General features: G+C 67.0%; 24 protein-coding genes. 13 read left to right on the forward strand and 11 right to left on the reverse strand.

The window, feature by feature from the left end; all coding sequences use genetic code 11:
* The first annotated feature begins 55 nt into the window (after positions 1–55).
* The 11 genes from V6M51_RS17455 to V6M51_RS17505 all read left to right on the forward strand — a co-directional run bounded on the left by V6M51_RS17455 (position 56) and on the right by V6M51_RS17505 (position 8,649).
* Positions 56–757, forward strand: a complete 702-nt coding sequence (locus V6M51_RS17455) for a hypothetical protein (RefSeq protein WP_332769207.1) — start codon at positions 56–58, stop codon at positions 755–757.
* Positions 758–764: 7 nt separating this feature from the next.
* Positions 765–1,505: a PepSY domain-containing protein gene (locus V6M51_RS17460; protein WP_332769208.1), complete on the forward strand. Its 741-nt coding sequence runs from the start codon at positions 765–767 to the stop codon at positions 1,503–1,505.
* An 85-nt stretch (positions 1,506–1,590) separates the two neighbouring features.
* Positions 1,591–2,349, forward strand: a complete 759-nt coding sequence (hutC, locus tag V6M51_RS17465; protein ID WP_332769209.1) for a histidine utilization repressor — start codon at positions 1,591–1,593, stop codon at positions 2,347–2,349.
* 299 nt (positions 2,350–2,648) lie between these two features.
* Positions 2,649–2,873, forward strand: coding sequence for a hypothetical protein (locus V6M51_RS17470; protein ID WP_332769211.1), 225 nt, complete (start codon positions 2,649–2,651; stop codon positions 2,871–2,873).
* Between the two features lie 40 nt (positions 2,874–2,913).
* Entirely contained in the window at positions 2,914–3,906 is a 993-nt protein-coding gene (locus V6M51_RS17475) for a zinc-dependent alcohol dehydrogenase family protein (RefSeq protein ID WP_332769212.1), read from the forward strand.
* A 192-nt stretch (positions 3,907–4,098) separates the two neighbouring features.
* Positions 4,099–4,566: an Hsp20/alpha crystallin family protein gene (locus V6M51_RS17480; RefSeq protein ID WP_332769213.1), complete on the forward strand. Its 468-nt coding sequence runs from the start codon at positions 4,099–4,101 to the stop codon at positions 4,564–4,566.
* Positions 4,567–4,853: 287 nt separating this feature from the next.
* Complete coding sequence (locus V6M51_RS17485) at positions 4,854–5,585, forward strand: c-type cytochrome (protein ID WP_332769215.1); 732 nt, start codon at positions 4,854–4,856, stop codon at positions 5,583–5,585.
* 384 nt (positions 5,586–5,969) lie between these two features.
* The gene (locus V6M51_RS17490; RefSeq protein WP_332769217.1) at positions 5,970–6,419 is read left to right on the forward strand and encodes a host attachment protein; all 450 of its coding nucleotides are present in this window, start codon (positions 5,970–5,972) and stop codon (positions 6,417–6,419) included.
* Between the two features lie 111 nt (positions 6,420–6,530).
* A complete protein-coding gene (locus tag V6M51_RS17495; RefSeq protein WP_332769218.1) occupies positions 6,531–6,839 on the forward strand; it encodes a hypothetical protein in 309 nt (102 codons plus the stop codon).
* Between the two features lie 38 nt (positions 6,840–6,877).
* Entirely contained in the window at positions 6,878–7,852 is a 975-nt protein-coding gene (locus tag V6M51_RS17500; RefSeq protein ID WP_332769220.1) for an alpha/beta fold hydrolase, read from the forward strand.
* A gap of 179 nt (positions 7,853–8,031) precedes the next feature.
* Positions 8,032–8,649, forward strand: coding sequence for a TetR/AcrR family transcriptional regulator (locus V6M51_RS17505; RefSeq protein ID WP_332769222.1), 618 nt, complete (start codon positions 8,032–8,034; stop codon positions 8,647–8,649).
* A 75-nt stretch (positions 8,650–8,724) separates the two neighbouring features.
* Here V6M51_RS17505 and V6M51_RS17510 read toward each other — a convergent pair whose 3' ends face one another.
* The 8 genes from V6M51_RS17510 to V6M51_RS17545 form a co-directional block, all read right to left on the reverse strand.
* On the reverse strand, positions 8,725–9,630 hold the full coding sequence (locus V6M51_RS17510; protein ID WP_332769224.1) for an alpha/beta fold hydrolase: 906 nt from the start codon (positions 9,628–9,630) through the stop codon (positions 8,725–8,727).
* Between the two features lie 176 nt (positions 9,631–9,806).
* Positions 9,807–11,138 carry an SCP2 sterol-binding domain-containing protein gene (locus V6M51_RS17515; protein ID WP_332769226.1) on the reverse strand — a complete coding sequence of 444 codons (1,332 nt, stop codon included), beginning with the start codon at positions 11,136–11,138 and terminating at the stop codon, positions 9,807–9,809.
* Positions 11,139–11,207: 69 nt separating this feature from the next.
* Entirely contained in the window at positions 11,208–12,638 is a 1,431-nt protein-coding gene (locus V6M51_RS17520) for an aldehyde dehydrogenase family protein (RefSeq protein ID WP_332769228.1), read from the reverse strand.
* Positions 12,639–12,717: 79 nt separating this feature from the next.
* Positions 12,718–13,035, reverse strand: a complete 318-nt coding sequence (locus V6M51_RS17525; RefSeq protein WP_332769229.1) for a 2Fe-2S iron-sulfur cluster-binding protein — start codon at positions 13,033–13,035, stop codon at positions 12,718–12,720.
* Positions 13,036–13,128: 93 nt separating this feature from the next.
* Positions 13,129–14,214 (reverse strand): Zn-dependent alcohol dehydrogenase, encoded by a 1,086-nt coding sequence (locus V6M51_RS17530; RefSeq protein WP_332769230.1) that lies wholly within the window; start codon positions 14,212–14,214, stop codon positions 13,129–13,131.
* A gap of 106 nt (positions 14,215–14,320) precedes the next feature.
* On the reverse strand, positions 14,321–16,624 hold the full coding sequence (locus V6M51_RS17535) for a TonB-dependent receptor (RefSeq protein ID WP_332769232.1): 2,304 nt from the start codon (positions 16,622–16,624) through the stop codon (positions 14,321–14,323).
* 360 nt (positions 16,625–16,984) lie between these two features.
* On the reverse strand, positions 16,985–18,016 hold the full coding sequence (locus V6M51_RS17540) for an NmrA family NAD(P)-binding protein (protein WP_332769234.1): 1,032 nt from the start codon (positions 18,014–18,016) through the stop codon (positions 16,985–16,987).
* 101 nt (positions 18,017–18,117) lie between these two features.
* Complete coding sequence (locus V6M51_RS17545; protein WP_332769236.1) at positions 18,118–19,350, reverse strand: cytochrome P450; 1,233 nt, start codon at positions 19,348–19,350, stop codon at positions 18,118–18,120.
* Positions 19,351–19,628: 278 nt separating this feature from the next.
* On the opposite strand from V6M51_RS17545, the gene V6M51_RS17550 reads away from it, so the two are divergent.
* The gene (locus V6M51_RS17550; RefSeq protein ID WP_332769237.1) at positions 19,629–20,057 is read left to right on the forward strand and encodes a MarR family winged helix-turn-helix transcriptional regulator; all 429 of its coding nucleotides are present in this window, start codon (positions 19,629–19,631) and stop codon (positions 20,055–20,057) included.
* A 30-nt stretch (positions 20,058–20,087) separates the two neighbouring features.
* On the opposite strand, the gene V6M51_RS17555 is transcribed toward V6M51_RS17550, so the two are convergent.
* From V6M51_RS17555 to V6M51_RS17565, 3 genes are all read right to left on the reverse strand, one after another.
* The gene (locus tag V6M51_RS17555; RefSeq protein ID WP_332769239.1) at positions 20,088–20,897 is read right to left on the reverse strand and encodes an SDR family NAD(P)-dependent oxidoreductase; all 810 of its coding nucleotides are present in this window, start codon (positions 20,895–20,897) and stop codon (positions 20,088–20,090) included.
* Between the two features lie 36 nt (positions 20,898–20,933).
* Positions 20,934–21,362: a tautomerase family protein gene (locus tag V6M51_RS17560; protein ID WP_332769241.1), complete on the reverse strand. Its 429-nt coding sequence runs from the start codon at positions 21,360–21,362 to the stop codon at positions 20,934–20,936.
* 218 nt (positions 21,363–21,580) lie between these two features.
* Positions 21,581–22,855: a beta-ketoacyl-ACP synthase gene (locus V6M51_RS17565; RefSeq protein WP_332769243.1), complete on the reverse strand. Its 1,275-nt coding sequence runs from the start codon at positions 22,853–22,855 to the stop codon at positions 21,581–21,583.
* Between the two features lie 325 nt (positions 22,856–23,180).
* Between V6M51_RS17565 and V6M51_RS17570 the strand changes: the two genes are divergently transcribed.
* Positions 23,181–24,200, forward strand: a complete 1,020-nt coding sequence (locus V6M51_RS17570) for an NAD(P)H-dependent flavin oxidoreductase (RefSeq protein ID WP_332769245.1) — start codon at positions 23,181–23,183, stop codon at positions 24,198–24,200.
* The last annotated feature ends 7 nt before the right edge of the window (positions 24,201–24,207 follow it).

The raw sequence follows: 24,207 nt of genomic DNA on the forward strand, positions 1-24,207 counted from the left end.
CCATGTCCTGCCCGGCGCCGATCCCTTCGAGAATTCGGCGGTAAGAGAAACCACGATGCGCTTGCCAGCCTTGGCGCGAACGACCCACAAGTGGCTCGCCCTGATCATCGCCGTCCAGGCGGTGTTCTGGACGCTGAGCGGCCTCTACATGACCGCCGTCCACATCGACATCATCCACGGCGACCACCTGGTGCGGACGGCCGAGCCGCGCGCCCTGTCGATGGCGGGCCTCGTGGAACCCGCCACCTTCGCCCAATCCGGCGCCAGGTCGGTTCGCCTGGAGACCCAGCTCGGCAAGCCCGTCTATGTCGTCGATGCGATCCCGGGCCAGATGCTGTTCGACGCCCGCAGCGGCGCGTTGCTGTCGCCGCTCGACGAAGACGCGGCCCGCGATCGGGCGCTCTTTCACTATGCTGGGACCGGCGGCATCGTGAAGACCGAGCTGCTCGACGTCGTGCCGGGCGAGATCAAGGGCCGGCCGGCGCCGATCTGGCGGGTCGAGTTCGAAGGCTTCTGGCGGCCGACCCTCTACATCTCTCCGCAGACCGGCGGGCTGGTGGCCAAGCGGCACGACCTCTGGCGCATCTTTGACTTCGTCTGGATGTTCCACATCATGGACTACGAGGAGCGCGAGGACGTGAACAACCTCCTGCTGCGCGTGGCCACCTGGATGGCCGTGGCGACCTCGCTCACCGGGGCCTGGCTCCTGCTCTACAGTTTCCGACGCCGGCGCCGCGCGCGCAAAGCCGCAGCCTGAGGTTCCGATGTTCCTGATCCGCACGCTACACAAATGGTTCGGCCTGATCCTCGGCCTGCAGTTCGTCCTCTGGGCGATCAGCGGCGCGATGATGGCGCTGCTTGACCACCACAAGGTCTCGGCCGAGCATTCCGTCCGCGAGCCGGCGGCGCTCATTGTCCCGGCCGACACCCTTCCCCTGGCCCGCGTCGCCGAGGCCGTCGGGGGCCCCATCCTGGCCCTGCGCTTGAAGCCGCTCGGCGACGGTTTCGTCTACGAGGCCGCCACCGCATCCGGCGTGAAGCTGATCGACGCGAAGAGCGGCCGGCCGGTTCCCATCGACGCGGCGAGGGCAGGGACCCTGGCCGCCGCCGCCTTCAGCGGCTCCGAGCCCGTGGCTTCGGTCCGGAAGGTGGACGCGGCCGACGTCGAGACCCGCAAGCTGCCGCTTCCGCTGTGGCGCGTGGAGTTCGCCGACGCCGAGCGCACGACGCTCCTCCTATCGTCGACCAACGGGGACGTCCTCGAGCGCCGCAACAACAGCTGGCGGCTTTGGGACGTGTTCTGGATGATCCACATCATGGACTACACCAAGCGCGAGAGCTTCAACCACCCGCTGATCATCACCGTGGCGGCAGGTATCGCCTGGCTGGCGCTGAGCGGCCTCATCCTGCTTGTCCAGAGCTTCCGCCGCCGCGACTTCGCCTGGATCCTGGACCCCGTCGAGCGTCTGCGCGGCGCGCCGAAGGCGCGAGTACGCGAGAGCTGATCCATCGGCCCGCGGCGTCTACGCGCCGCCTCACCGACCATGATAGCCTCGCGGCGACGATGAGGTCGGGAGGGCCGAGATCCGCATGACGTCCGGCGGCGACACCACGCTCCACAAGCGGATCCGCACGGAGATCGCCGAGCGCATCCTGTCCGGGGAGTTGGCCCCTGGTGATCGGATTCCCTACGAGCACGAGCTGATGGCCCAGTACGGCTGTTCGCGGATGACGGTGAACAAGGCCCTCTCGCCGCTCGCAGAGAGCGGCCTCATCGTCCGGCAGCGGCGCGCGGGAACCTTCGTCTCGCGGCCGAAGGTCCACTCGGCCGTGCTCGACATCCTGGATATCCAGGCGGACATCACCAGCCGCGGCGAGGCCTACGGCTACGAATTGCTGTCGCAGAAATCGCGCGCGGCCAACAAGCGAGACCGCGAGGAACTCGAGCTGGACGGCCCCGCCCAGGTCGTCGCCCTGCGCTGCCTCCATCGGGCCAACGGCCGGCCCTTCGCCTTGGAGGAACGGCTCATCAGCCTTGCGTCGGCGCCCAAGGCCCTGGCGATGAACTTCGCGGCGACGCCGCCGGGAACCTGGCTGCTCGCGTCGGTGGCCTGGACCCAGGCCGAACACCGCATCAGTGCGATCAATGTCTCGCGCGCGACCGCGAAGATCCTGCGGATCGATCCCACGGCCGCGTGTCTCTCCCTGGAGCGACGGACCTGGCGGGGACGCGAGCCGATCACCCAAGTCCGCCTGACCTTCCCGGGCGACTCCTACGACCTCGTGGCGCGCTTCGCCCCGGCCTCGAGCCCGAGCCTGCCGAGCGCGGTTCCGCGTGGCGGCAAGTAGGGGCGACGGCAGGCACGACCGTAGCTCGATGCGGGGCCCGGCTTGAGGGCCTCCACCATTGCACCAGGGCCGCTTCAGGTCCGTGGCCGCTGGAATCGGCTTGACCCTGATCAAGGCCCGGTTCCCGGTTCCGGCCGAACCTACAACTCCCACCGAGCCCGCGCGAAGCGGCTCGCATTGGCGTACGGAGAAATCTACGTGACCGTTCGAAATCCGGTCCTGACGCTGAGCCCGGCGACCGACCTACCCTTCAACAATGGCTTCGTCGGCGCGTGCGACGAACTGTTCACGGTCTGACCATGGCGGCTCGCCGATCCAACCTCGCCCAAGTCATATTCGGCCTGGTGCTCCTCCTGGCGGGACTCTCCGGCACGGCCGCCTTGATCGCGATTACCTATGGAGACTCCGCGGCGTCCCAGTCGTGGGCGCTTCGACTGGGCCTCACCCTCAGCCTGCTCTTCTCGGCGGTCGCCCAGACGATGGTGTTGTTGGGAGGCTGGCTGCTGTGGCGGTCCAAGCACTGAGAGCGCTGATCGTTTCGCCTTCACCCCCGGGGATCGCCCGATGCTGCGCATGGTCCTGAAGACCCCCCGCACGCCGCTCGTCGCGGAGGCGTGCGCCGACCCCGAACCCGGGCCGGGCGAGCTTCGGCTGCGGGTGCGGGCCTGCGGCGTCTGCCGGACCGACCTGCACGTGGTGGATGGAGACCTGGGGGCCCCTGGCGCGCCGGTGGTTCCCGGCCATGAGATCGTTGGTGTCGTCGATGCTCTCGGACCGGGCGTGGCGGGCGTGACGATTGGCGAGCGGCGGGGCGTGGCCTGGCTGGGCGGGACCTGCGGCCTCTGCCGCTACTGCCGCGATGGCCAGGAGAACCTCTGCGACGACCCGACCTTCACCGGCTGGACCCGCGACGGCGGTTATGCGGACACGGTGATTGCTCGGGCCGACTGCACCTTCCCCTTACCGGGAAGCCTGTCCGACCTGGAGGCGGCGCCGTTGCTGTGTGCGGGGCTCATCGGTTTCCGCGCCTGGCGGATGGCGTGTGAAGCCCAGAAGGTCGAGCGGCTCGGACTTTACGGCTTCGGCGCCGCGGCGCACCTCCTGGCGCAGCTCGCCGTCCATAAGGGCCAAACCGTTCTCGCCTTCACGCGCGAAGGGGACGAGGCGGCCCAGGCGCTTGCACGCCAGCTCGGCTGCGTCTGGGCCGGCGGGTCCGGCGAACGGCCGCACGAGCCGCTGGACGCCGCGATCATCTTCGCCCCTGTCGGGGATCTCGTACCCACAGCCCTGGCCGCGGTCCGCAAGGGCGGCATCGTCGTGTGCGGCGGAATCCATATGAGCGACATCCCGAGCTTTCCGTACGATCTGCTCTGGGGCGAACGGCGTCTGGTGTCAGTCGCCAACCTTACTCGCCAGGATGCACGGGACTACCTGCCGCTGGCTCTCGCGGCGGGCGTGCGCCCGCACGTGCGGCGCTACGCACTGCTGGACGCCAATCAGGCGCTCGATGACCTGCGCCATGGCGCGTTTTCGGGCGCGGCGGTGCTGCTGCCTTAGAACCGGGGCGAGGGCCGGTTGAGAAACGCCGACGCGTTGCAGCAGACGGCGACCAGGGCCCCGATCAATCCGCCCAACAGGGCGACCTCGCACCTTGCGGGCGCGATTCCGGTCCGTTCGTCTCTTGACCTCGCGCAAAGCGCCGGGGGCTCCCCGAGGCTTAATTGCGGTCGTCAGCCAAGGAGGCGACCCATGACAACTCACACAACCACGCAGAATTTCGTGCCCGCCCTGCAGCGTAACGCCAAACAGGTGTTCGCGCCCCTGCAGCGTGAGTTCAACCGCTTCTTCGACGAGCTCGGCGATGGCCTCAGCGCCTTCACCGAAACTGACTTCGCGCCGAGCATGGACGTGGTCGAGACAAAGGATGGCCTCAGGGTCACCCTGGAAGTGCCGGGCCTGACCCGCGACCAGATCAAGGTCACGGCCGAGGACGATGTGCTCACCGTGAGCGGCGAGAAGTCGGAAACCAGCGAGAAGACCGAGGGGGCCATGCGCCTCACGGAACGCAGCTTCGGTCGGTTCTCGCGCTCGATCTACCTGCCCCGCAGCGCGGACGGGTCGAAGATCGACGCCGCCATGAAGGATGGCGTGCTTACCATCTCCATCCCGAAGCGTCCGGGGGGCGAGCCCAAGGCCATTGAGATCCAGTCCAAGTAATCCTCCGGCTTCCGGCCTGGTGACTTGGACGCCCCGGCCGACGCCGGCCGGGGCGTCTCCAGGACGACGAGGATCTTCCATGGGCCGCCGCATTGTGATCTTCGGCGGCTGCCCCGGCCTCCGTACCGAACCACTCGCCCGCGTAAGTGTGGCGGTCTATGCCGAAAGCGCTCGCGCCGTTTCGGCCTTGCGCCATCGCAAAGGCGCGCTGTCACGATCGGACTAGGTTGCCCGGCGCCAATGCGGACTCGGCCGCTTGCCGAGGCGGGCCTGACAGGGAGAGGTCAATGCGAACGGCCCGTCTGATTCTTGCCCTAGCCTTGTCCCTGGCCTCGACGGGCTGTGCGCTCTTTGAAGCGCCGCGCGAGGCGGCTCCGACGCCGGCCGGGCGTGGCCACCTGGCGGCGCTGCGCCATTGCGCCGCCTGCCATGCGGTGGAGCCGGGCGGCGTCAGCCCACATCCCAAGGCGGCGGCGTTCGCCAGCCGAGAAATACAGCACACGGCGGGGCTTGAGGGCCGGGTCGCGGCCCTGACGCGGCAGGGCCACTACGGCATGCCGCCGATAGAGCTGGGCGCCCAGGAGGTCGGTGACATCGTGGCCTATATCGAGAGCCTAGGGGAACGAGGTGCTCGCTCCCACGAGGGGTCCCGAGCCGCTTCCCGCCCGCAGGGGCTCCGCCGGGCCGCCCCGCCCGCCGTTGCGCAAGCCGATGAGGCCGGCGTCGACCCCCTTGAGGCGCTGGAGCTCGGCCGCGAGCTCGTGATCAGCAACTGCGGTCGCTGCCACGCGGTCGGGCGCGCGGACGACAGTTCCAATCCCGTCGCGCCGGCCCTCCGCGACCTATGGCGTCGCTACGACGTGGAGGTGCTGGGCGAGGCCCTGGCGGAGGGGATTCTCACCGGCCACCCGGACATGCCCGAGTTCCGGTTCGAACCGCACGAGATCGACTCGATCCTGCGCTACCTGCAGAGCCTCCAGGTGAGGCAGCGGGGCGGCGCGCCGCCCAGTCGGGCATAGCCGCCGTCGATCACGCGCTCCGCGCCGGTGACGAACTTGGCTTCGTCATGGTTGGCTCCCTTGCCAGGTCGCGGCCGGCGTTACGCCTGCGACCGCACAGGCGATTTCCGCATTGCGAGGGAAAGGCATGCGCACCCCGAGCCGGTCAAAGGCGTCGGTGAGGGCCGTAGCCAGATGGGCGTGACAGGGATCACTCAAAGGACAAGCCAGGGTCATCGAAGGCTCCTCGTCGAGAATCCAAGAGCTACGCCCTGCCGCCCCGCCCGAACAATCAGGAGCGTCCCCTAGGTACCAGCACGGAGGCGACCGGCCCCTTCGTTTGATCTGTGTCACGGCGCCGGACGCCGCGCCGGCGCACATTGCCTCTGACCTATGGAGGACAGCATGGACGAAGGCGGCGTGACTTGGATCGTGACGGCGGACGCGGTGGAGGCGCGGTTCTTTTCCGAACCTGTGCGGGCCGGCGCGGTGCGCGAACTGCCGGAGCTGCGGATGACCGCGAGCAACGCCGAGCGCGGCGCCGGGCGCCGTCAGGCGGCCACTGTGCATCAGCGCGTCGGCGCGGGTCGCCATGGCGCGGGCGAGCGCTCGCCGGAACACGAGGCCGAGCGGCGGTTCATGAAGCGAGTGGCGACGCGTCTCATGGTGAGCGCCGGCCGCGGCGACTTCGACCGGCTCGTGCTGATGGGCCCGCCGCACGCCTTGGGAGCCCTGAGGAGCGTGCTGCCCGCCGCGGTGGTCGCGCGGGTGGAGGTCACCGACCCGCACGAGCGCAAACAGGACGATACAGAGGCCCTACGCCGTCACCTCCGCGAAGCCCGTGCTCGGACCTGAGCGCGGCCCTCGACCCCGTCTTCCTCGCCGCCGACGGCCTCGCGCGGTTGATCTCGCTCAAAGCGCGCCGTCCGCTGCTGCGCCAGTCTGATGTCCACAGGAGAAATGCCGATGACGAAATCCCTGACCCGCAAGGTGAAGCACGAGCTCGAGGACACCCTTGAGGACGTCGCCAAGACGCTGCGGCAAGCCGCCGACGGCCTGAGTGACGACGCCGAGAAGGCGGTGGCGCAGGCCGCTCAGGCCCTTCGCCTGGCCGCCGAGGCGCTCGCCGACAAGGCGTCGCCCGAAGTGAAATACGTCGCGCAGAAAGCCGTGGCCGAGGCCAAGGCGCACCCGATCGCCACGGCGGCGGCGGCGCTGTCGGCGGCCGCCGCCCTGATCACCATCCTGAGTGTCAAGCGGAAGAAGTCCGCCTAGCCGGGATCCGCTCGCGGGTGGCCGCCGAGGAGCCGGCGATGACGAGCCGCAGGATGCTGATCGGCGGTCTGGCCGCAACGGCGGCGCTCGGTGGCGTCGCCTGGCGCTTCGGCGCGGACCTTGGCCATGCCCGAGCCGGCGTCCGCCACCGGAGCCGGCTGCTGAGCCTTCCCAGCCAGTCGATTGAATATGCCGACCAGGGCGGCGGTCCTGTCCTGCTGTCGATCCATGGGGCTGGCGGCGGCTTCGACCAGGGACTGGCCAACGCCGCCGAGCTGGTGGGGGATGGCTACCGGATCGTCGCGCCGTCGCGGTTCGGCTATCTCCGCACGCCCGTTCCGCCGGACGCCTCGCCGGCGGCGCAAGCCGAGGCCCATGCGGCGCTGCTGGAGGCGCTCTCGATACCCAAGGCCATCGTCCTCGGCGTCTCGGCGGGCGCCCGATCGGCGGTGGAGCTGGCGTTGCGGCGGCCCGAGCGGGTCGCCGCCGTGATCCTCATGGTCCCCGGACTCTACGCGCCGGAGAGCCCCGTTTCGATCGAACCCAGCCGCGGCAGCCGTTTCGCCTTCTGGGCGGTCAACGCCGGTGGCGACTTCGCCTGGTGGGCCGCGATGAAGATGGCGCCCTCGATCCTCATCCGATTCCTCGGCGTCCGGCCGGAGCTGGTCGCGGCCGCGTCGCCGGCCGAGCGGCGGCGTGTCCTGGACATCGTGCGGAGCGTCGAACCCCTGTCGCAGCGCTATCGCGGCATCAATGTCGACAGCACGCCGGATCTGCACGAACTGCCGCTTGAGCAGATCTCCGCGCCGACCCTGATCGTCTCGGCCCGTGACGACCTCTTCAACACCCTGCCGGCGGCGCAGTACGCGGCGGACCGGATTCCAGGCGCGCGGCTCGCCGTCTACGACACGGGCGGGCACCTCCTGGTCGGGCGCGGGGCGGCGGTCCGCGCAGAGGTGAAGGCGTTTGTCGACAGCGCAGGCGCTGGGAGCGTCGACCGCCAATCTGGATAACCGCCAAGGCATGGGGTTTCCCGACGCCCCCGCGAGAGCTCGGTCAATTGCGAGCGGTCCGCCCATGGAGGTTGCGTCTGGAGTTCTAAAATGCGAAATTAGAACTCACTCGTCAGTAAGCGCCGTCGCTGCTCTCCGCCGCGAGGCTTGATGGCAGAGCGTCTCCGGAAGGGCGACCGGTGCCCCAGATCCTGACTGACGAAGACATCGCAAACTTCCGATCACGTCTCTGCCACGCGGCGGAGGCCTTGCTCGCGGAGGGGGGACGGGGAGCCCTCAGCATGCGCGCCGTGGCGGCGAGGCTGGGAGTCAGTCCCATGACCCCCTACCGCTACTTCGAGAGCAAGCAGGCCCTGGTCACCGCGTTGCAGGTGCGCGCGTTCGAGCGGCTCGCCAAGGCGCTCGAGACAGCCGACTCCGCCTCCGCTAGCGGGGCGTCGAATGCGGTCGGCGAGGCCTATGTCGCCTTCGCCTCGGAGCACCCTTCCGCCTACCGATTGATGTTCGAGCTTCCGCCGAGTGATCAGCGCGCAGATCCAGCGCTTGTCAGCGCCGTAAGCCGCGCGAGGGCGTCCATGTTCCGCAACGCGGAGCGCGCGCTCGGAGGGGTCCGGCCGCCTTCGGACACTCAGCTCGCCGAGGTTCTCTTCTGGGCGATGCTGCACGGGATGCTCGCACTCGAGATAACCAGCAAGCCTCTTCAAGCAATTGACTCCGAACGGCTGCGGGCCGCCGCTGGGAGGGCTCTGGCCACGATTTGCCGAGGGCTGGCGCACAGCCAACCCAAGTCATGCTGAGCCAACCGCTCGGACCAGGTTCGGCTCAACCGTTCCTTGTTCTAGCGCCGGCTGACTGAGCGGAGCCGGGCGACACTAGCCCCCGAGGAATCGCACGACGCGGTCGCCGATCTCGTCTGGTTGCTCAAGGTGAAGGAAGTGGCCGACGCCAGGGAGGACCACACGTTCGAGGCCGTTCGGGAACAGCGCATCCATGCCCTCGCTGAGATAGGCCGCCATGCAGCCGTCTTCGGCGCCATGCAGGTAGAGCGATGGCGCGTTGATCGGACCGTTCGCCCGCGCCTCCAGAGCCTGGATCGCGGGATCCTCTGACGGCGGCCCGAACAACTGGCGGTAAAAACCGAATGCTTGAGTCAGAACGCCAGGCTTGGCGAGGCTCTCCTTCAGCAAGGCGCGCTCGCCATCGGGTAGGACGTAGCTCGGCGACCATTCGCGCCAGAGCCGGTCGATGAACGCGAAATCGTCGAACGGCACGCCGAGTTCGGCGAGACGCGTCTGGAAGTAGAACATGTACCAGCTCCGACGTTGCTGATCCCCGTCGGCGACAAATGCGGTGAGGACTTGCTGGCCGTAGGGGACCGCCATGCCCACCAGCTTGTCGATGCGGTTCGGACCCAGGCTGGCCGCGGAGTAGGCCGCGCGCGCGCCGATGTCGTGTCCCACCAGGCTCGCCGTATCGTGTCCAAGGGCCTCGATCAGCGCGAGCACGTCCTGTCCTAGGGCCGAACCGCCATACTGGCCGTCGGGCGCCGCGCCATCCGGCCAGTATCCGCGCATCGTCGGCGCTACAGCCCAGTAGCCTTCGCCGGCAAGGCGCCGCAGAAGCGGCGCCCAGCTGCGGGCCTGGTCCGGAAAGCCATGGAGGCAAAGCACCAGCGGGCCGTCCCCGGCCTCGAGAACGGGAAACTCGAGACCGTTTGCGGCGACCGTCCGTCGCGTCACGCCCTCGTCGTTCGAAAGCCCTGAATTCGGCAGCGCCATGTGGCCATCCTTCTCTGGTTGGGACCGTTTTGCTCGACCCGGCTCGGGACACAGATCAAGTGCCTGGACCCTCGTTCCCTGGCTATCCCAAGTGTCTTGGTGCGTACGTTTTTCGAACTCGTCGATGGATCGCGACGCCGAAGCCTAGGGCCGCGGCATCGCAGAGAGAGCGGACCCTAGCTGGGGAAGCAGGCGCCGAAGGCCTTCAGCAGTCGCAGGGGACCTTTCAGCCGGATCTTGCGCTGGGCGAGCGCCAAAACGACCGAAAGACGGCCGTCCAGCGTCTGCAACCAGGCTTTCGAGTCTGCTTGGACCCGCAGGTCGGCGTCGCCGACCAGCCCCTGGGTGACCGTCAGTTTCCGGTCGTTGATCACCACCGTGGCTTCGGCCGGCTCCTCTCCGGTGAACACGAAGTGGTAGGTGGCGTTCAGGCCCTTGGACTTCTCCCGCTGGAAACTGAGCGTGATCCCGAAGAGGAACGCCCCGATGGTCGTCGCGCGGGCGCTGGTGCGAACATACCGAAGGGTCTTGTGCGGGAAGATCCTGGCGGCATGGCTTTCGGCGTCGGAGTTCCGGACGACATAGAGGGGCTCCTCCTTGTCCTGCAGCGGTTTGACGACTTTCTCCACGTGGCCCTTCCGGTCGGCGAGGTAGCCTTCCATGATCTCCTCGCCGGCGGGGCACACCGCCACGCAATAGGCGGCGTTGTAGTTGGGACCGTAGGACAGGCTCTGCCACCGCTTCACCGTCTCGGCCACCGGGTGAAGTTCCCGGTACTCTTTGGCCGACTTGGCGTCGGCGATGTCCTCGACCCAGTTTGTGAAGCCGCCCATGAACTGCTGGTAGTTGTGGTTCAGGCAGGTTGAGAAGTCGAAGTACCCGTCCGGCTTGATCGCGCCGACGGGGCAGGCGACGACGCAAAGCCGGCATTCGAAGCACGGGTTGTAGTCGAGCGGCGTCGCCGGAGCCTCGATGTCGAGGTCGACCAGAACCGTGCCCAGCAAGATGAAGCTGCCGAACTTGGGATGGATGACGCTGCGGTGGAGACCGCGCTTGCCCAGGCCGGCCGCCTCGGCGACGATCTTGTGCGAGATGACCCAACCGCGCTCCGGATAGTGATCAAACTCCATGGGGAAGGCCATCGGCGGATTCATCGCCGAGATCCCCATCGCCTCAAGTCGCCGCACCAACTCGCGCGCCACGTCGTCCACGTCGTGGCTGATCTTGTGGAACTCGTTGTTGGCCGCCGAACGGACGGGCGAACGGATCGCGGAGCGCTGCGTGCGGCACACGATGGACACCGCCAGCCGCGCCCCCGGGAAGGCGCGCCGGGCGTGCACGGCTTCCTCCTCCATCAGCGGATCGTCGAAGCTGATCACGCCGCAATCGTCCGCGCCGCACTCCATGGTCAGCGCCTTGAGGGCCTCGATGCTCATGGCGACCGGCGGCGGGCCCGGAGGCTTCAGCCGGATACGTTCGGCGATCGGGTGGTCTTTCAGTCCGGCCATGTCTGGCTCCTGTCGCACTGGGCGCCGCCGAGGGCGGGCTCCTGTAGCTTTTGGGTGGATGCGCCGGCCCTAAGCGGCAGGCCGATGGATCAGGGCCTTCGTCTCGAGATAATCGCCGAAGGCGGCCTCGCCCCACTCGCGGCCATTGCCGGAGGTCTTGTAGCCGCCGAACGGAGCGGCGAAGTCCTCGCCCGCGCCGTTGATGTAGATCATCCCGGCTTCGATCCGCGCGGCGACCTCCTCCGCCCGCTCGTCCGTGGAGGCCTGCACGTAGGCGGCCAGGCCGTAAGGCGTGTCGTTGGCGATGCTGACCGCCTCCTCGACGTCGCCGTAGCCGATGATGCACAGCACCGGCCCGAAGATTTCTTCGCGGGCGATCGTCATGTCGTTGGAGACGTCGGCGAACACGGTGGGGCGGACGTAGTAGCCCTTGGAGAGGCCCTCCGGTCGCCCTGGACCGCCGGTGACGAGGGTTGCGCCCTCCTCGACACCTTGGCGGATAAGGGTCTGGATCCGCGTCCACTGCCTTTCTGAGACCACCGGCCCCATGTAGACGCCAGTTGTTGGATCGCCGACGGAGAGTGTCTCGACCACTTGCGCCGCGATCGCCTTGGCTTCCTCGAGTCTTCCCTGAGGCACCAGCAGCCGCGTCGGCGCGTGACAGGTCTGGCCGCTGTTCATCATCAGGCGATAGATGTTCTCGCCGATCGCCCGCGGCAGATCGGCATCCTCGAGGACGATGTTTGGGGACTTGCCGCCGAGTTCCTGGTGAACGCGCTTGACGGTGCTGGCCGCGCGGATGGCCACGTCAATCCCCGCCCGTGTCGATCCGGTGAAGGAGACCATGTCGACGTCGGCGTGCGCCGAGATCGCCGCGCCCACGGTCGGACCATCGCCGTCGACCAGATTGTACACGCCGGCCGGAACGCCAGCCGCGTGGAGAATCTCGGCGATGATATGGGCGGTGAAGGGCGTTACTTCCGACGGCTTGTGCACCATGGCGGCGCCGGTCGCGATCGCCGGCACGATCTTGCACATCACCTGATTGATCGGCCAGTTCCAGGGCGTGATCATGCCCACGACGCCGATCGGCTCTCGCCGCACGGCGGTCCGCGCGCTGGCCGTATGATCAAAGTCGTAGGTCTTCAGCGCCTCGATGCCGTTCATGAGGTGCATGAGCCCCGCCCCGACCTGCGCCTCCAGGGCCAGCTTGGCGGGTGCGCCGAGCTCTTCAACCAGTGCGTCCGCCAGCTCCTGTTGGCGCGCTGCAAAGCCACCGAGGATGGCGTTGAGCAGCCCCAACCGGTCCTCCCGAGAACTCCGGGCGAAGGTCTGGAAAGCACGTCGCGCCGCCTGCACGGCTCGGTCGACGTCTTCACTCGTCCCCAGTGAGATCTGTCCGACGACGGCTTCGGTGGCCGGGTTGATGATGTGGTGCGCAACGCCGCCGAGCGGCTCGACCCACGCGCCGTCGATGTAGTGCTTGCGATAGTCTCTCATGGCTAAGGCCTCTGGTGCGGAGGCGGGAGGCCGATCGGGCGCCCGCAGGTTGAAGGGGGTTGGCCGAAACGCGTCGGCGCTACTGGCTCACGGGCATGGTCACCCGAAGGCCGTCGAGCGCGGCGGTGACCTTGAGCTGGCAGGACAGACGGCTGTTGGAGGTCGCGCCGTCGGCGAACTCGAGCATCTGCGCCTCGGTCGGGGACCTCTCGGGCAAGGCGCCAAGCCAGGCCTCGTCCACGTAGACGTGGCAGGTGGCGCACGCGCAGGCGCCGCCGCAGTCGGCGTCGATGCCGGGGATGCTGTTCTTGACCGCGCCTTCCATGACGCTGAGGCCGATGACGATGTCGAGGGTGTGCGCCTCGCCGCTGTGCTCGACGTAGGTGATCTGCGGCATAGGGTCGTTCCTGTTCGGGGAGGGGAGGGATCCGGGTGGGCTGGACAGGTGCGGCAGGGGTTCAGGGCCCGCCGCACCCGCTGGCCTGCGAGGCTAGGCGTCGAAGAGGATGACGCTGCGGGCGAGCTCGCCGCGCTTGAGTTCCTCAAAGGCTTCGTTGACCTGGTCGAGCTTGATGCGCCGGGAGATCATTTGATCCAGGTGAAGCTTGCCCTGCATGTAGAAGTCGACGAACCGAGGTAGGTCCACGGGGAAGCGGTTGGATCCCATGAAGCTGCCCTGGATCCGCTTCTCGCCGAGGAACTCGTAGCCATCGAGTTCGATCTTGGTCCCCACCGGGATCATGCCGATCACGTTGGCGACGCCGCCGCGCGCCAGCATGGCGAACGCCTGTTCCGTCGTGGCCTTCAGGCCAATGGCCTCGAAGCTGTGCTCGACACCGCCGCCGGTCAGTTCCCGGACCTGCTGGACGACATCGCCCTCCGAGGCGTTGATCACGTCCGTCGCCCCGAAGCTGCGCGCCAGCTCCAGCTTGCTGGCCTGTCTGTCGATGGCGATGATCCGGCCGGCGCCGGCGATGGCCGCGCCGTTGACCGCCGCCAGGCCCACGCCGCCACAGCCGAGGACCGCGACCGTCTCGCCCGGCCGAACGCGGGAGGTGTGGATGACCGCGCCGACGCCCGTGGTCACGGCGCAACCGAGCAGCGCCGCCACGTCCAGGGGCATGTCCTTGCGGATCGGCGTGCAGGCATGCTCGTGGATGAGCATCTGCTCGGCGAAGGACGACAGGTTCAGAAACTGGTTCAACCCACCGGTGGTGGAGGCCAGCCGCGGCTCCGCGTCGTCGTCGCGTCGCGTCTCCGGAGAGACGCACAGCGACATTCGGCCGGTCAGGCAGTGATTGCAGTGGCCGCAGAAGGCGGAAAGGCAGGTGACCACATGGTCGCCAGGCTTCACCGTGCGGACCTCGGAACCCACCTGTTCCACAACCCCCGACGACTCGTGGCCGAGAACCACGGGCAACGGATAGGGATACGAGCCCTCGATGAAATGCAGGTCCGAGTGACAGACGCCGGCGGCGGCTGTGCGGACGAGCACCTCGTGCGGACCGGGCTTGCCGATCCTGACGTCTTCGATCTGCAAGGGCTGGCCAATTTGGCGCAGGACGGCGGCTTTCATCATGTCACTCCAGAAGCATGGGGCTGCAAGGGGAGGGCCCCGATTGGAAGGGGGAGCTGTCCCGCCGAAGGTCGCGAGTGCGCCTTCGGCAGGCGCAGCGGGTCGGTCATTCGAACCGACGGCTGAGAGAAATCCCGTAGGTGGCCGGCATCCCGGCGAACCGCACCGTGACGTCGATGTTGCGATTGGCCGCGGACCAATAGTAGGTGTCCCCGACGTTGCGGCCCCAGGCCGAGACCCGCCATCTGCCGTCGACGGTCTCGACGCCGACCCGCAGATCAATGAGGGCGTACGCCTTCGTCGCGAGGCTCGGCAGCTCGCCAAGCTGGCTGTTCGAGCGGGTCTGGTAGGTGACGCCGCCGCCGACCACGCCGTTCAGCTGGTCGTTGATGGACCAGACATAGTTTACGTCCGACAGGATCTGCCACTTGGGTGTGTTCGGGAACGCCTCGTCGTCGAAGTTGGCCAGGACGGCGTCCGGGTCGTAGTTCACGAAACCGCCGAGAATCCGTGAATTGATGTACGAGACCCCCGTGCTGATCGTGAGGCCGTGCATCGGCGACCAGGTCGCCTGCAGTTCGGCCCCGCGGATGTCGGATTTCGGGACGTTCACCAAGGCAAGCAATGGACCGAGATTCTGGTCCAAGACCCGCCCGAGGATCTGCTTGTCCTGGTAGTCGTAGTAGAACGCCGCGCCGTTGAGCTGCAGCGTTCGGCTGAGGAGCGCGGTCTTGAAACCCACCTCGTAGGCCAGCACCGATTCCTGCCGCGCGGGATCGAATTGTGGGTTCCTGGTCGCCCCCAGGATCGGGAAGCCCCCCGCCTTGTAGCCCTTGCTGAGGTTCGCGTAGACGAGAGCGCCCTCCTGGGGTTTCCACTCCGCGCCAGCGCGCCAGGAGACGTTGTCCTCGTTCAGCTTGTTGTGGATCATCCCAGGCACGAACTGGGCGTTTGCGGTTCCGCATCCCCCAGGCGGGATCGGCGGATTGGGCGGGAGGCCTTGCGTCGAGCGCAGGAAGTTCCAGAAGTTGCCGAACACGGCCTGCGTGTTGCCGTCGCCCCGGTCAGCGGTGCAGCCTTCGAACTTGTTGTCGCTCTTCGTGTACCGCGCGCCGCCGCTGATGCTTACCGTCTCGGTCAGGTCGTAGTCGACGCTGGCGAACACCGCTTGGGTTTGGGCCCGCTGGCGGCTGATGGCGTTATAGCCTGTGAACACCGGCAAGCCGAAAGGCGTAAGCGAGTACGCGATGGTGCTGTAGGAGAGATCGGTGTCGTCGTTCTGGAACACCTTGTCGTAGGCCGCGCTGGCGCCCACCACGAAGTGGCCTCGGCCAGCCAGTTCGCCCGCCAGCCGGATTTCTTCAGACACCCCGGAAATCCGCCCGTAAGTCACCTGCTCGATGTTGTGCAGAGGCGTTCCGTCGACCTCGATAGGCTGACGACCGGTGAAGTGGTTGTACGAGGTGATGGACGTCAAGGTGAGGTCGTACGGCAGCTTGTAGTCGAGCCGCAGATTGGCTTGGTAGAACTTGTGGTTTCGATCGTAGTTGGCGGCCGGGTCCCAATCCGCGGCGCGAGACGTCCTGGGGGACAGCGGATAGGCGAGCATAGCGGGAACGAAGGCCGCGAGCGGAGGGATAGACGGCGTGATCGCGGTCACCTGCGGGGCCTGGGTGTCCGAATCGTCAATCCACCCATTCAGGTTGAGCTGTGCGGTGAGAGCGTCGGTTGGCGTCCACTCCAGCAAAAGGCGGCCATTGATGAAGTCCTCGCGGCCGAGGGTCCCACCATGCGTGTAGCTCTTCTGCCATCCGTCGCGCTGCGTGGTCTGGAGCGCAACGCGGGCGCGCAGGGTTTCCGCTATGGGGCCGCTGATGAACCCGCTGAGATCGACGGCGTTGAACCTGCCATAGCTGGCGTCCACGCCCGCGGCGAAGGTCTCGGTGGGCTTGGCCGCAACGAAATTGATAGCCCCGCCCGTCGCGTTCTGGCCGAAGAGCGTGCCTTGCGGACCCTTCAGGACTTCGACGCGCTCCAGGTCGAGATTCGCGCCCCGCGTCTCCACGGGGAAGGGCAGGGGAGCCTCATCCACGTACATGCTGACCGTGGGCCGTCCGCCCAGGCTGGTGTCGCTAAAGCCAATCCCCCTCAGCGTGTAGATGGGCGACGCGGTGTAGGAGTCGGCGTAGGTCAGGCCGGGGACGATCTTCACCAGGTCGCGCGGCTCGTCGACGCCCTTCCGGGCGAGTTGCTCGCCCGTCGCCGCCGACACCGACATCGGGACGCTGTTGAGACCCTCCTCCCGCTTCTGGGCGGTGACGACGATTTCCTCAATGGTGTGGCCGGCTGGCGGGATGCCCTCGGCAGCGAATGCGGCTGGCGCAATCAACGCCGCCGAGACGCCGGCCAAGCTCGCTCGGGCTGTGCGCTCCCACCCGTTGTGGCGGTTTCGCTGCGCCCCCTCGCTTCGACCTGACCGGTCGAGATCCGACCAGGAATTCGGTGATGTCGCCGGGTGTCCGCTGCGCATGGTGAAGTTCTTCCCTTCGATGATGGCCGGCTGCCCGGCTCGCTCTTTTTTTGGATCCCCGACCACCTCATGCGGGGGGTGCGAGGCGCTTGGCTCTGGCCGCGGCGTCCTTGCGGCGCGCATTGCGGTCGGTGTGATGATCCGCCGACAAAGCCCATCCAATCAGGGCATATGCCCCTATTGGATGGGAGTTCGCCATTCAGCCTGTTCGAAAAGAACCGGCCACGGGGGAGACTAGGACTAGGTTGCGACGGCGAGGCGGCGGTCGAAGCCCTTCAGGTCGCGGTGCTGCAGCTGATCGGGAGCATCCTTCTCGAACCGCCAGGTCTCCGCCTCGATCACCGCCCGCAGGGACGTCGCCGGTCGCTTCAGCAGACGTTCGACATCGTTGGTGACCTCGGCGATGTACCTGTCCCCGCCATTCTGCAGGGCCAGGTTTTCGAGGTGGAGCGCGGGGTGTTGGGGCAGGTGCGGCGCCAGCTTGTGCAGCAGAGCTCTGAAGTCGTCCATCGTGTTCGGCTCATAGGTGATCTTGCGTCCAAGCGCGGCCGAGAAGTCTTCCGCGAACTCGTACCAATTCTTCCGCGCGGGGCCGGTGAGCTTGTAGGCCGTGCCCTCATGGCCCTTGGGCTCGGCGAGGACGGCGATACAGACGTCGGCGACGTCAACCGTGGCGACCGGCGCAGTCTTGGCGTCGCCGAACGGCAGCCGAATGGTGTCATCTTCCTTGATGGTCGCCGCCGGCATCCACAGCGTGATCGGGTTCTCGACGAACATGGCGGCCTGGATGTGGCAGACCGGGAGGCCGGACCAGTCCAGGGCGCGCTCCGCAGCCCAGTGCACGAACTGCTGGGGCGACCACTGCACGTCCGCGCCCAGGATCGCGATGCGCTCAGCGTCCGGCCGCGACATGTTTTCGAGGGTCATATAGTCCTGCTCGACGTCCGACATGTTCACGAAGATCTCGCAGCCGCCCTCGCGCTCGGCCGCGGCCGCCATCAGGATGGTCGCGTCGGCATAGTAGGGGTTCAGACTCATACTGAAATAGATGCGCTTCACCCCTCGGACGGCGAGGGTGACGTCGCGCGCGTTCAACAGATCGCCGACGAAGACTTCGGCGCCCATTTCGCGAAGATCCTGGGCGCGGCTGTCGTCGGTGCGGACGAAGGCGCGGACGGGCAATCCGCGGGCGCGGAGCCCACGCACGATGCTTCGTCCGATGGAGCCGGTCTGGCCGCCGGCGCTGGTTACGAGAATGGGCGCTTCACTCATGGTCTGCTTCTTTCAATGATGAGTTCGAAGTCTGGGGAATGGCGCCGGTAGGCGCTTGCTGATCGGCGTTTGCGCCAACCGGACCTTCCAGGGACCCGCGATTAGAGCGGGATGCGGACCGGCAACTGGCTGAATCCGTTGGCGAATGACGAGGCGACGCGCACCGGCTCGCCCACGACCTCGATCTTCGGGAAGCGGCTGAGGATCTCTTCCCAGAGGATCTTCAGCTGCATCTCGGCGAGCCGGCTGCCGACGCACCGGTGGATGCCGAAGCCATACGAAAGGTGCTGTCGCGCCCGGGGGCGATCGATCAGGAACTCGTTCGGCCGGTCGATGACCTCTTCGTCGCGATTTCCAGACACGTACCAGATCAGGACCTTGTCGCCCTTGCGGATCAGCTTGCCGCCAAGCTCCACATCCTGGGTGGCGATGCGCCGCATGTAGGCGAGGGGAGTCTGCCAACGGACCATCTCCGAGACCATGTTCGGGATCAGGCTCGGGTCGGCGAGCAGCTTGTCGTACTCCTTGGGGTTCTCGTTCAGCGCCAGCAGACCCCCGGTCATGGAATTCCGGGTGGTGTCATTGCCGCCGATGATCAGCAGCACGGTGTTTCCCAGGAACTCTTCCGGCGTCATGTGCCGCGTGGCTTCGCTGTGTGCGAGCATCGAGATCAAGTCGCCCCGTGGCGGCGCGTTCACGCGCTCGTTCCAGAGTCGGCCGAAATAGGCGCCGCACTCCGTGAGCTCCGTGTGCTGGTAGCTCCGCTCCAGATCGCCGGCGGTGGCCACGTCGGACCAATGGGTCAGGCGACGTCGGTCTTCGAACGGGAAATCGAAGAGCGTCGCCAGCATCTGGGATGTCAGCTCGATCGACACCCGATCGACCCAGTCGAAGGTCTCGCCTCGCGGCAGGCCGTCCAGGATCGCCGCCACCCGACCGCGGATCAGGGGCTCCAGTTCCTTGAGGTTCGGCCCGGCCATCGCGGGCGCGACCGCCATCCGCTGCTCCTGATGGCGCGGCGGATCCATGGCGATGAACATGGGCAATGGGAAGTCGGCCGCCGGATCGCGATAGGTGATCGCCGGCTCCGACGAGAAGAGGCCGTGGTTCGTATCCACGAACACGATGTCGTTGTACTTGGTGATCGACCAGTACGGCCCGTCGGGGTTCGTGTCCGAATAGTGGACCGGGTCTTCGGCGCGCAGGCGCTCGAAGTAGAACTCGAAGGTTCCCTTGCGGAAGAGGTCACTGTCGACGGGGTCGATGTGCTCCAGGGGCAGGGCAAAGGCTTCCGCCCGCGCAGCGTCACGCCAGTTGATCGCGCCGTCGTCCATCGTCGTCTTCCTCGCCGTTTCTCGTTGATCTCGATCCGGTCTTCCTCCGACCTGCCGCGACAGCGCGCGCTGTCGCGTCGGCGGCGGCTCTAGACCGGCGACCTGTTCCCTCCTAAAAGGGGCATATGAGACATATCATCGAGTAAGTATCGAAACAACACTGATATGCTGACGGGGTCATCATTTCGCACTTTCGGTGTTAGGAGCATCGGAGGCCGCCCCCTGGGCAGAGATTGGGAATTCCGAGCGTGGCGCTGAGCGACTTTGAAATCACGGACTTGCCGAGGCACTGCGCGTGCGGTCAGCTGAGACGGGCGGCGCGCCGCATCTCGCGCTACTACGACCTGTGCCTTGCCGACACTGGGCTCAGATCAACTCAGTACACCCTGCTGGGATTCCTGGGGTCGGAAGGTCCCATGACCATGGCCCAACTGGCGAACACCATGACCATGGATCGAGCGACGGTCGGTCACAATCTCCGCCCCCTGGAACGCGATGGCTGGGTCGAGATCAAGGTTAGTGCGACAGATCGCCGGGTACGCGAGGTCAGCATCACGGACCGCGGCCACGACGTGCTGCTGGCGGCCTATCCGGCGTGGCGGCGGGCTCGGGACGGCTTCGAGTCGGCTCTGGGCGCGCGCGAGGTGGCCGATCTGCGAGATCTGATGGCGCGGGTCATCGAGGCGCCGCTGCCCAGCATCGCCTGATCCCGAGGAGCGTCGAGCTGGCCGCCGCGGCTAGAGCAACGGTTCGGCAGCTCGATAGCGCTGCGCCACCTGGCCCGAAAACGTCGAGGACAGGTACTGCTGCCGTGCGGTCTCCAGCGCGTCCCAGGTTTCAGGATTCGGCATGGAGGGGCTCGTGACCGCCTCTCCGGCGGCGAGCCCCGCGAGGGCCGCGTCTACCAGCTGTTCCGCCGTGAGGAAGCTGGAGTCCGGGAACACGGAGTCGCTCATGCCCTGCGATGAGAAGAACTCCGTGCGGATCGGGCCTGGCATCACGAGTTGGATCCGGATCGCGCTGTCGGCGTACTCCAGCTGCAGTGAGCGCGTGAAGTTCGCCACATATCCTTTCGTGCCGCTGTAGACAGCGGCGCCCGCTGACGGTGCGTGGGCGACGATCGATCCCAGGTTGACGAGCGTGCCGCCGTTCCGCTCTCGGAAGCCCGAGAGGGCGGCGACGGAGAGGCGAGTTAGGGCCACGATATTCAGTCGGATCAGCCGCTCGAGCCGGTCGGCTGTGCTCCGCGCCGTGGGTCCGAGCGATCCTCCGCCGGCGTTGTTGACCAGCATCGCAACGCGCTCACTCTCGAGGCGCGCTTCCAGACGGGCCAGATCCTGCGGCTGTTCGAGATCGACGACCATGGTCTCAACGGACGTTCGATGGCGCGACGACAGGTCGGCCGCGAGCTGTTCCAATCGGTCCTGGCGGCGGGCGACGAGGAGGAGCGCCCGGCCCTCGGCGGCGAGCCGGTCGGCGTAAACCGCGCCAATGCCCGAGGAAGCTCCGGTGACGACAGTCAGGTCGCCAGATCCAGCAGTGCTCATAGTGGTCGGTCCGTGTCGAAGCGGGGGACGGTGGGATCAGGCGTGCGTGCGGGGGGAGGCGCGGTTCTCTTCCATCCAGCGCCGCTCGTCTTCGGTGCCCTGCCTGGGTGGGAAATGCCCCTGTATCGACCAGGCTTCGAAGGGCGTTTCGTCGATGTGGAATTCCCAGTCCCAGCCGCGGTCCTTCACCCAGGGCGCGATGACTTCGTTGGCCCTGTCGACGAAACCGATCGCCGCCTCGGGCGATGGGAAGGCGCGGGCGATATGGTCGATCCAGATTCTAACGAAGTTGTTCCGAGCCTCGCCGCCGATGAAGAACGAATCCTCGGCGACTTCCTGGAAGACCACGCCGACATAGAATTTCGGCATGATCCGTCCGTAGAGCTCAGTCACGTGCGCCGAGAACGCCTGTTTGTCCTCACGGGTGTAGGCTCCGACCGGATGATAGACCTTCCAAAGGGGCATGGTTCGTATCCGATCGATCGAGGCCAGATTCCGGCCCCTCGCATGGGAGGGCCGCTGCTTCAAAGAAGCCGTCTCGGTCACGTTCGGTCAAGCAAAAACCATAGTGGGGTGTCGAAAAAAAACTCACTCTCCACCAGAATATCTGCAACGCTACTCTTGCGATGGGGCGTATGGGCCGTGGGTCGAGCGGTGACCCGGAGTTCATCACCAGAACGCAGTCAGTTCGGAGAGCGGCAGAAAATGGCGCTGGCGTTCACGCCGCCGAACCCGAAACTGTTGGTCATGGCATGGGTGAGCCCATCGACCCGACGGGCGGCCTGCAACAGGTCCAGCCCTGTGGCCGCTGCGTCCGGCTCGACCAGGTTCAAGGTTGGCGGCAGGTGCTGGTCTCTCAGGCTAAGCACGGTGAAAGCCGCTTCCAGCGCGCCCGCCGCGCCCAGTAGGTGGCCGGTCGCCGACTTCGTGGCTCCGACGGCGACGCGGGCATCCCCGAACACCGCCTGAATGGCGCGAAGCTCACAGGCGTCGCCCATCGGCGTCGAGGTCGCATGGGCGTTGAGGTAGCCGACCTCGACCGGCGTCACGCCCGCTTGCGCCAGGGCGAGGCGCATGGCGCGCTGCGCACCTTCCCCATCCGCAGGCGCCGCGGTGATGTGATGCGCGTCCGCGCTGCTCCCGTAGCCGACGAGTTCCGCCAGAGGTCGTGCCCCCCTGGCTTCGGCATGGTCCAGGGCCTCGAGCACCAGCATGGCCGCCCCCTCGGCGAGGACGAACCCCGCTCGGCTGGCGTCGAAAGGGCGTGACGCCGCTTCGGGGTGGAGTTCGCAACCGGTCGCCAAGGCGCGGGCGGCGCCGAACGCGCCGAACACCAAAGGATGAAGACAGGCTTCCGAGGCGCCGCAGATGGCCACGTCGGCTTCGTTGGCGCGGATCAAGCGCGCGCCATCGCCCAGAGCCTGGAGACCGGCCGCGAACGCGCCCTCCGGCGCGCCAATGGGACCCTTGAAGCCGTGTCGGATTGATACCCAGCTAGCCCCCATGCTTCCCAGGAAGGTGGGCAAGGCGAAGGGCGACAGCCGTGGAGGCTCCTGATCCACGCTGGGTCGGGCCGCGTTGACGATGGATTCCAATCCGCCAAGGCTGGAGCCGACGACCGTCGCCACCCGAGCATGATCGATTTGGCCGCGATCCAGGATGCCGGCTGCGCGAATGGCTTCGTCAGCCGCGGCGAGCGCGAACTGGACGAAACGGTCCATCTTGCGTCGGTCGCGCGCGCTGGCGGCGGTCTCGGGATCGAAACCGCCCTGCGGGTCTTCGTCGCGCCCGAGGACCGTCCCCGCCACGAGGGGCAGCCGGGAGCTTGTCGGCGACCCCGGCCGCAGCGGCATGCTACGGATTCCCGACCGGCCTGCCAGGAGCCGGGACCACGCCAGTTCGGTTCCGCAGCCAAGCGGCGAGACGACGCCCAAGCCTGTGACAACAACCCTACGCATAAAAACGACTTTCGCTCAGGCCCGCCGGCCTGCGGGCGCGATGGTTCCAATGCTCGAGAGGCTCGCCGCCTGGCATCGGAGGGATCTCGCCCGCGGTCCGGGCAACGGTCTTTTGGATGAGTTCGATTTTAGGATCAACCATGTGCGCTTGGCGGTTCTGAGTTAGGGGTTGAGCGGGCGCTTTAGCTCGAAGCGCGGCGCTTTCGAGCTGAGGCCTTGATCCTTTCCGCAAGTGCGTTCAAAAATAGCATTCACTCAGGTCGTAGCCAATGGTGGATTGCGACCCTCGTCAGGCCAAGGCCGAACGACACGAAAGGAAGCGACCATGAGAACCCGGATCACCGACCTCTTCGGCATCGAGCATCCGATCATACAGGGAGGCATGCACATGGTCGGGTTCGCCGAGATGGCGGCCGCGGTGTCCAATGCCGGCGGCTTGGGCCTTATCACCGGCCTGACCCAGGGCACGCCCGAGAACCTCGACAAGGAAATCCGCCGCTGTCGGGAGATGACCGACAAGCCGTTCGGCGTGAACCTGACGTTTCTGCCTTCGGTGACGCCCCCCGACTATCCCGGGTTCGTCAGGGTGATCATCGAGAGCGGTATCAAGGCGGTGGAGACAGCCGGCAACAATCCCCAACAGTGGCTGCCGGCCCTCAAGGACGCCGGGATCAAGGTGATCCACAAATGCACCTCGGTGCGTCACGCGCTGAAGGCCGAGGCGATCGGCTGCGACGCGGTGAGCGTCGATGGCTTTGAGTGCGGCGGCCACCCGGGTGAGGATGACGTCCCCAACTTCATCCTGTTGCCGCGCGCCGCTGAGGAACTGAAGGTCCCCTTCGTGGCCTCTGGCGGCATGGCCGACGGTCGCTCACTAGTCGCCGCCCTGTCCCTCGGAGCTGAGGGCATGAACATGGGCACGAGGTTCCTGGCCACCAAGGACGCGCCGGTCCATCAGAACGTCAAAGACGCCATCCTTGCCGCCTCGGAGCTCGATACGCGCATCGTGATGCGTCCGCTGCGCAACACCGAGCGGGTGCTGAAGAACGCCGGCGTCACGAGATTGCTCGAGAAGGAGCGTGCCCTGGGCGCGGCCATCACGTTCGAGGACATCGCCCCTGAAGTGGCCGGTGTCTATCCGGCGGTCATGCAGCGCGGCGAGATGGACGCTGGAGCCTGGTCCTGCGGCATGGTCGTGGGTCTGATCAACGACCTCCCCACCGTCCAGGCGCTCATCGACCGGATCATGGCCGAGGCCGACGCGATCATCCGCGGTCGCCTTGCTGGAGCGCTGGACGGCAGGATCGAAGCCCTGGCCCAACCGCGCCAAGCCGCGCTGGTCTGAGGCGCCT

Source organism: Phenylobacterium sp., from assembly GCF_036677185.1.
Lineage (GTDB): Bacteria > Pseudomonadota > Alphaproteobacteria > Caulobacterales > Caulobacteraceae > Phenylobacterium.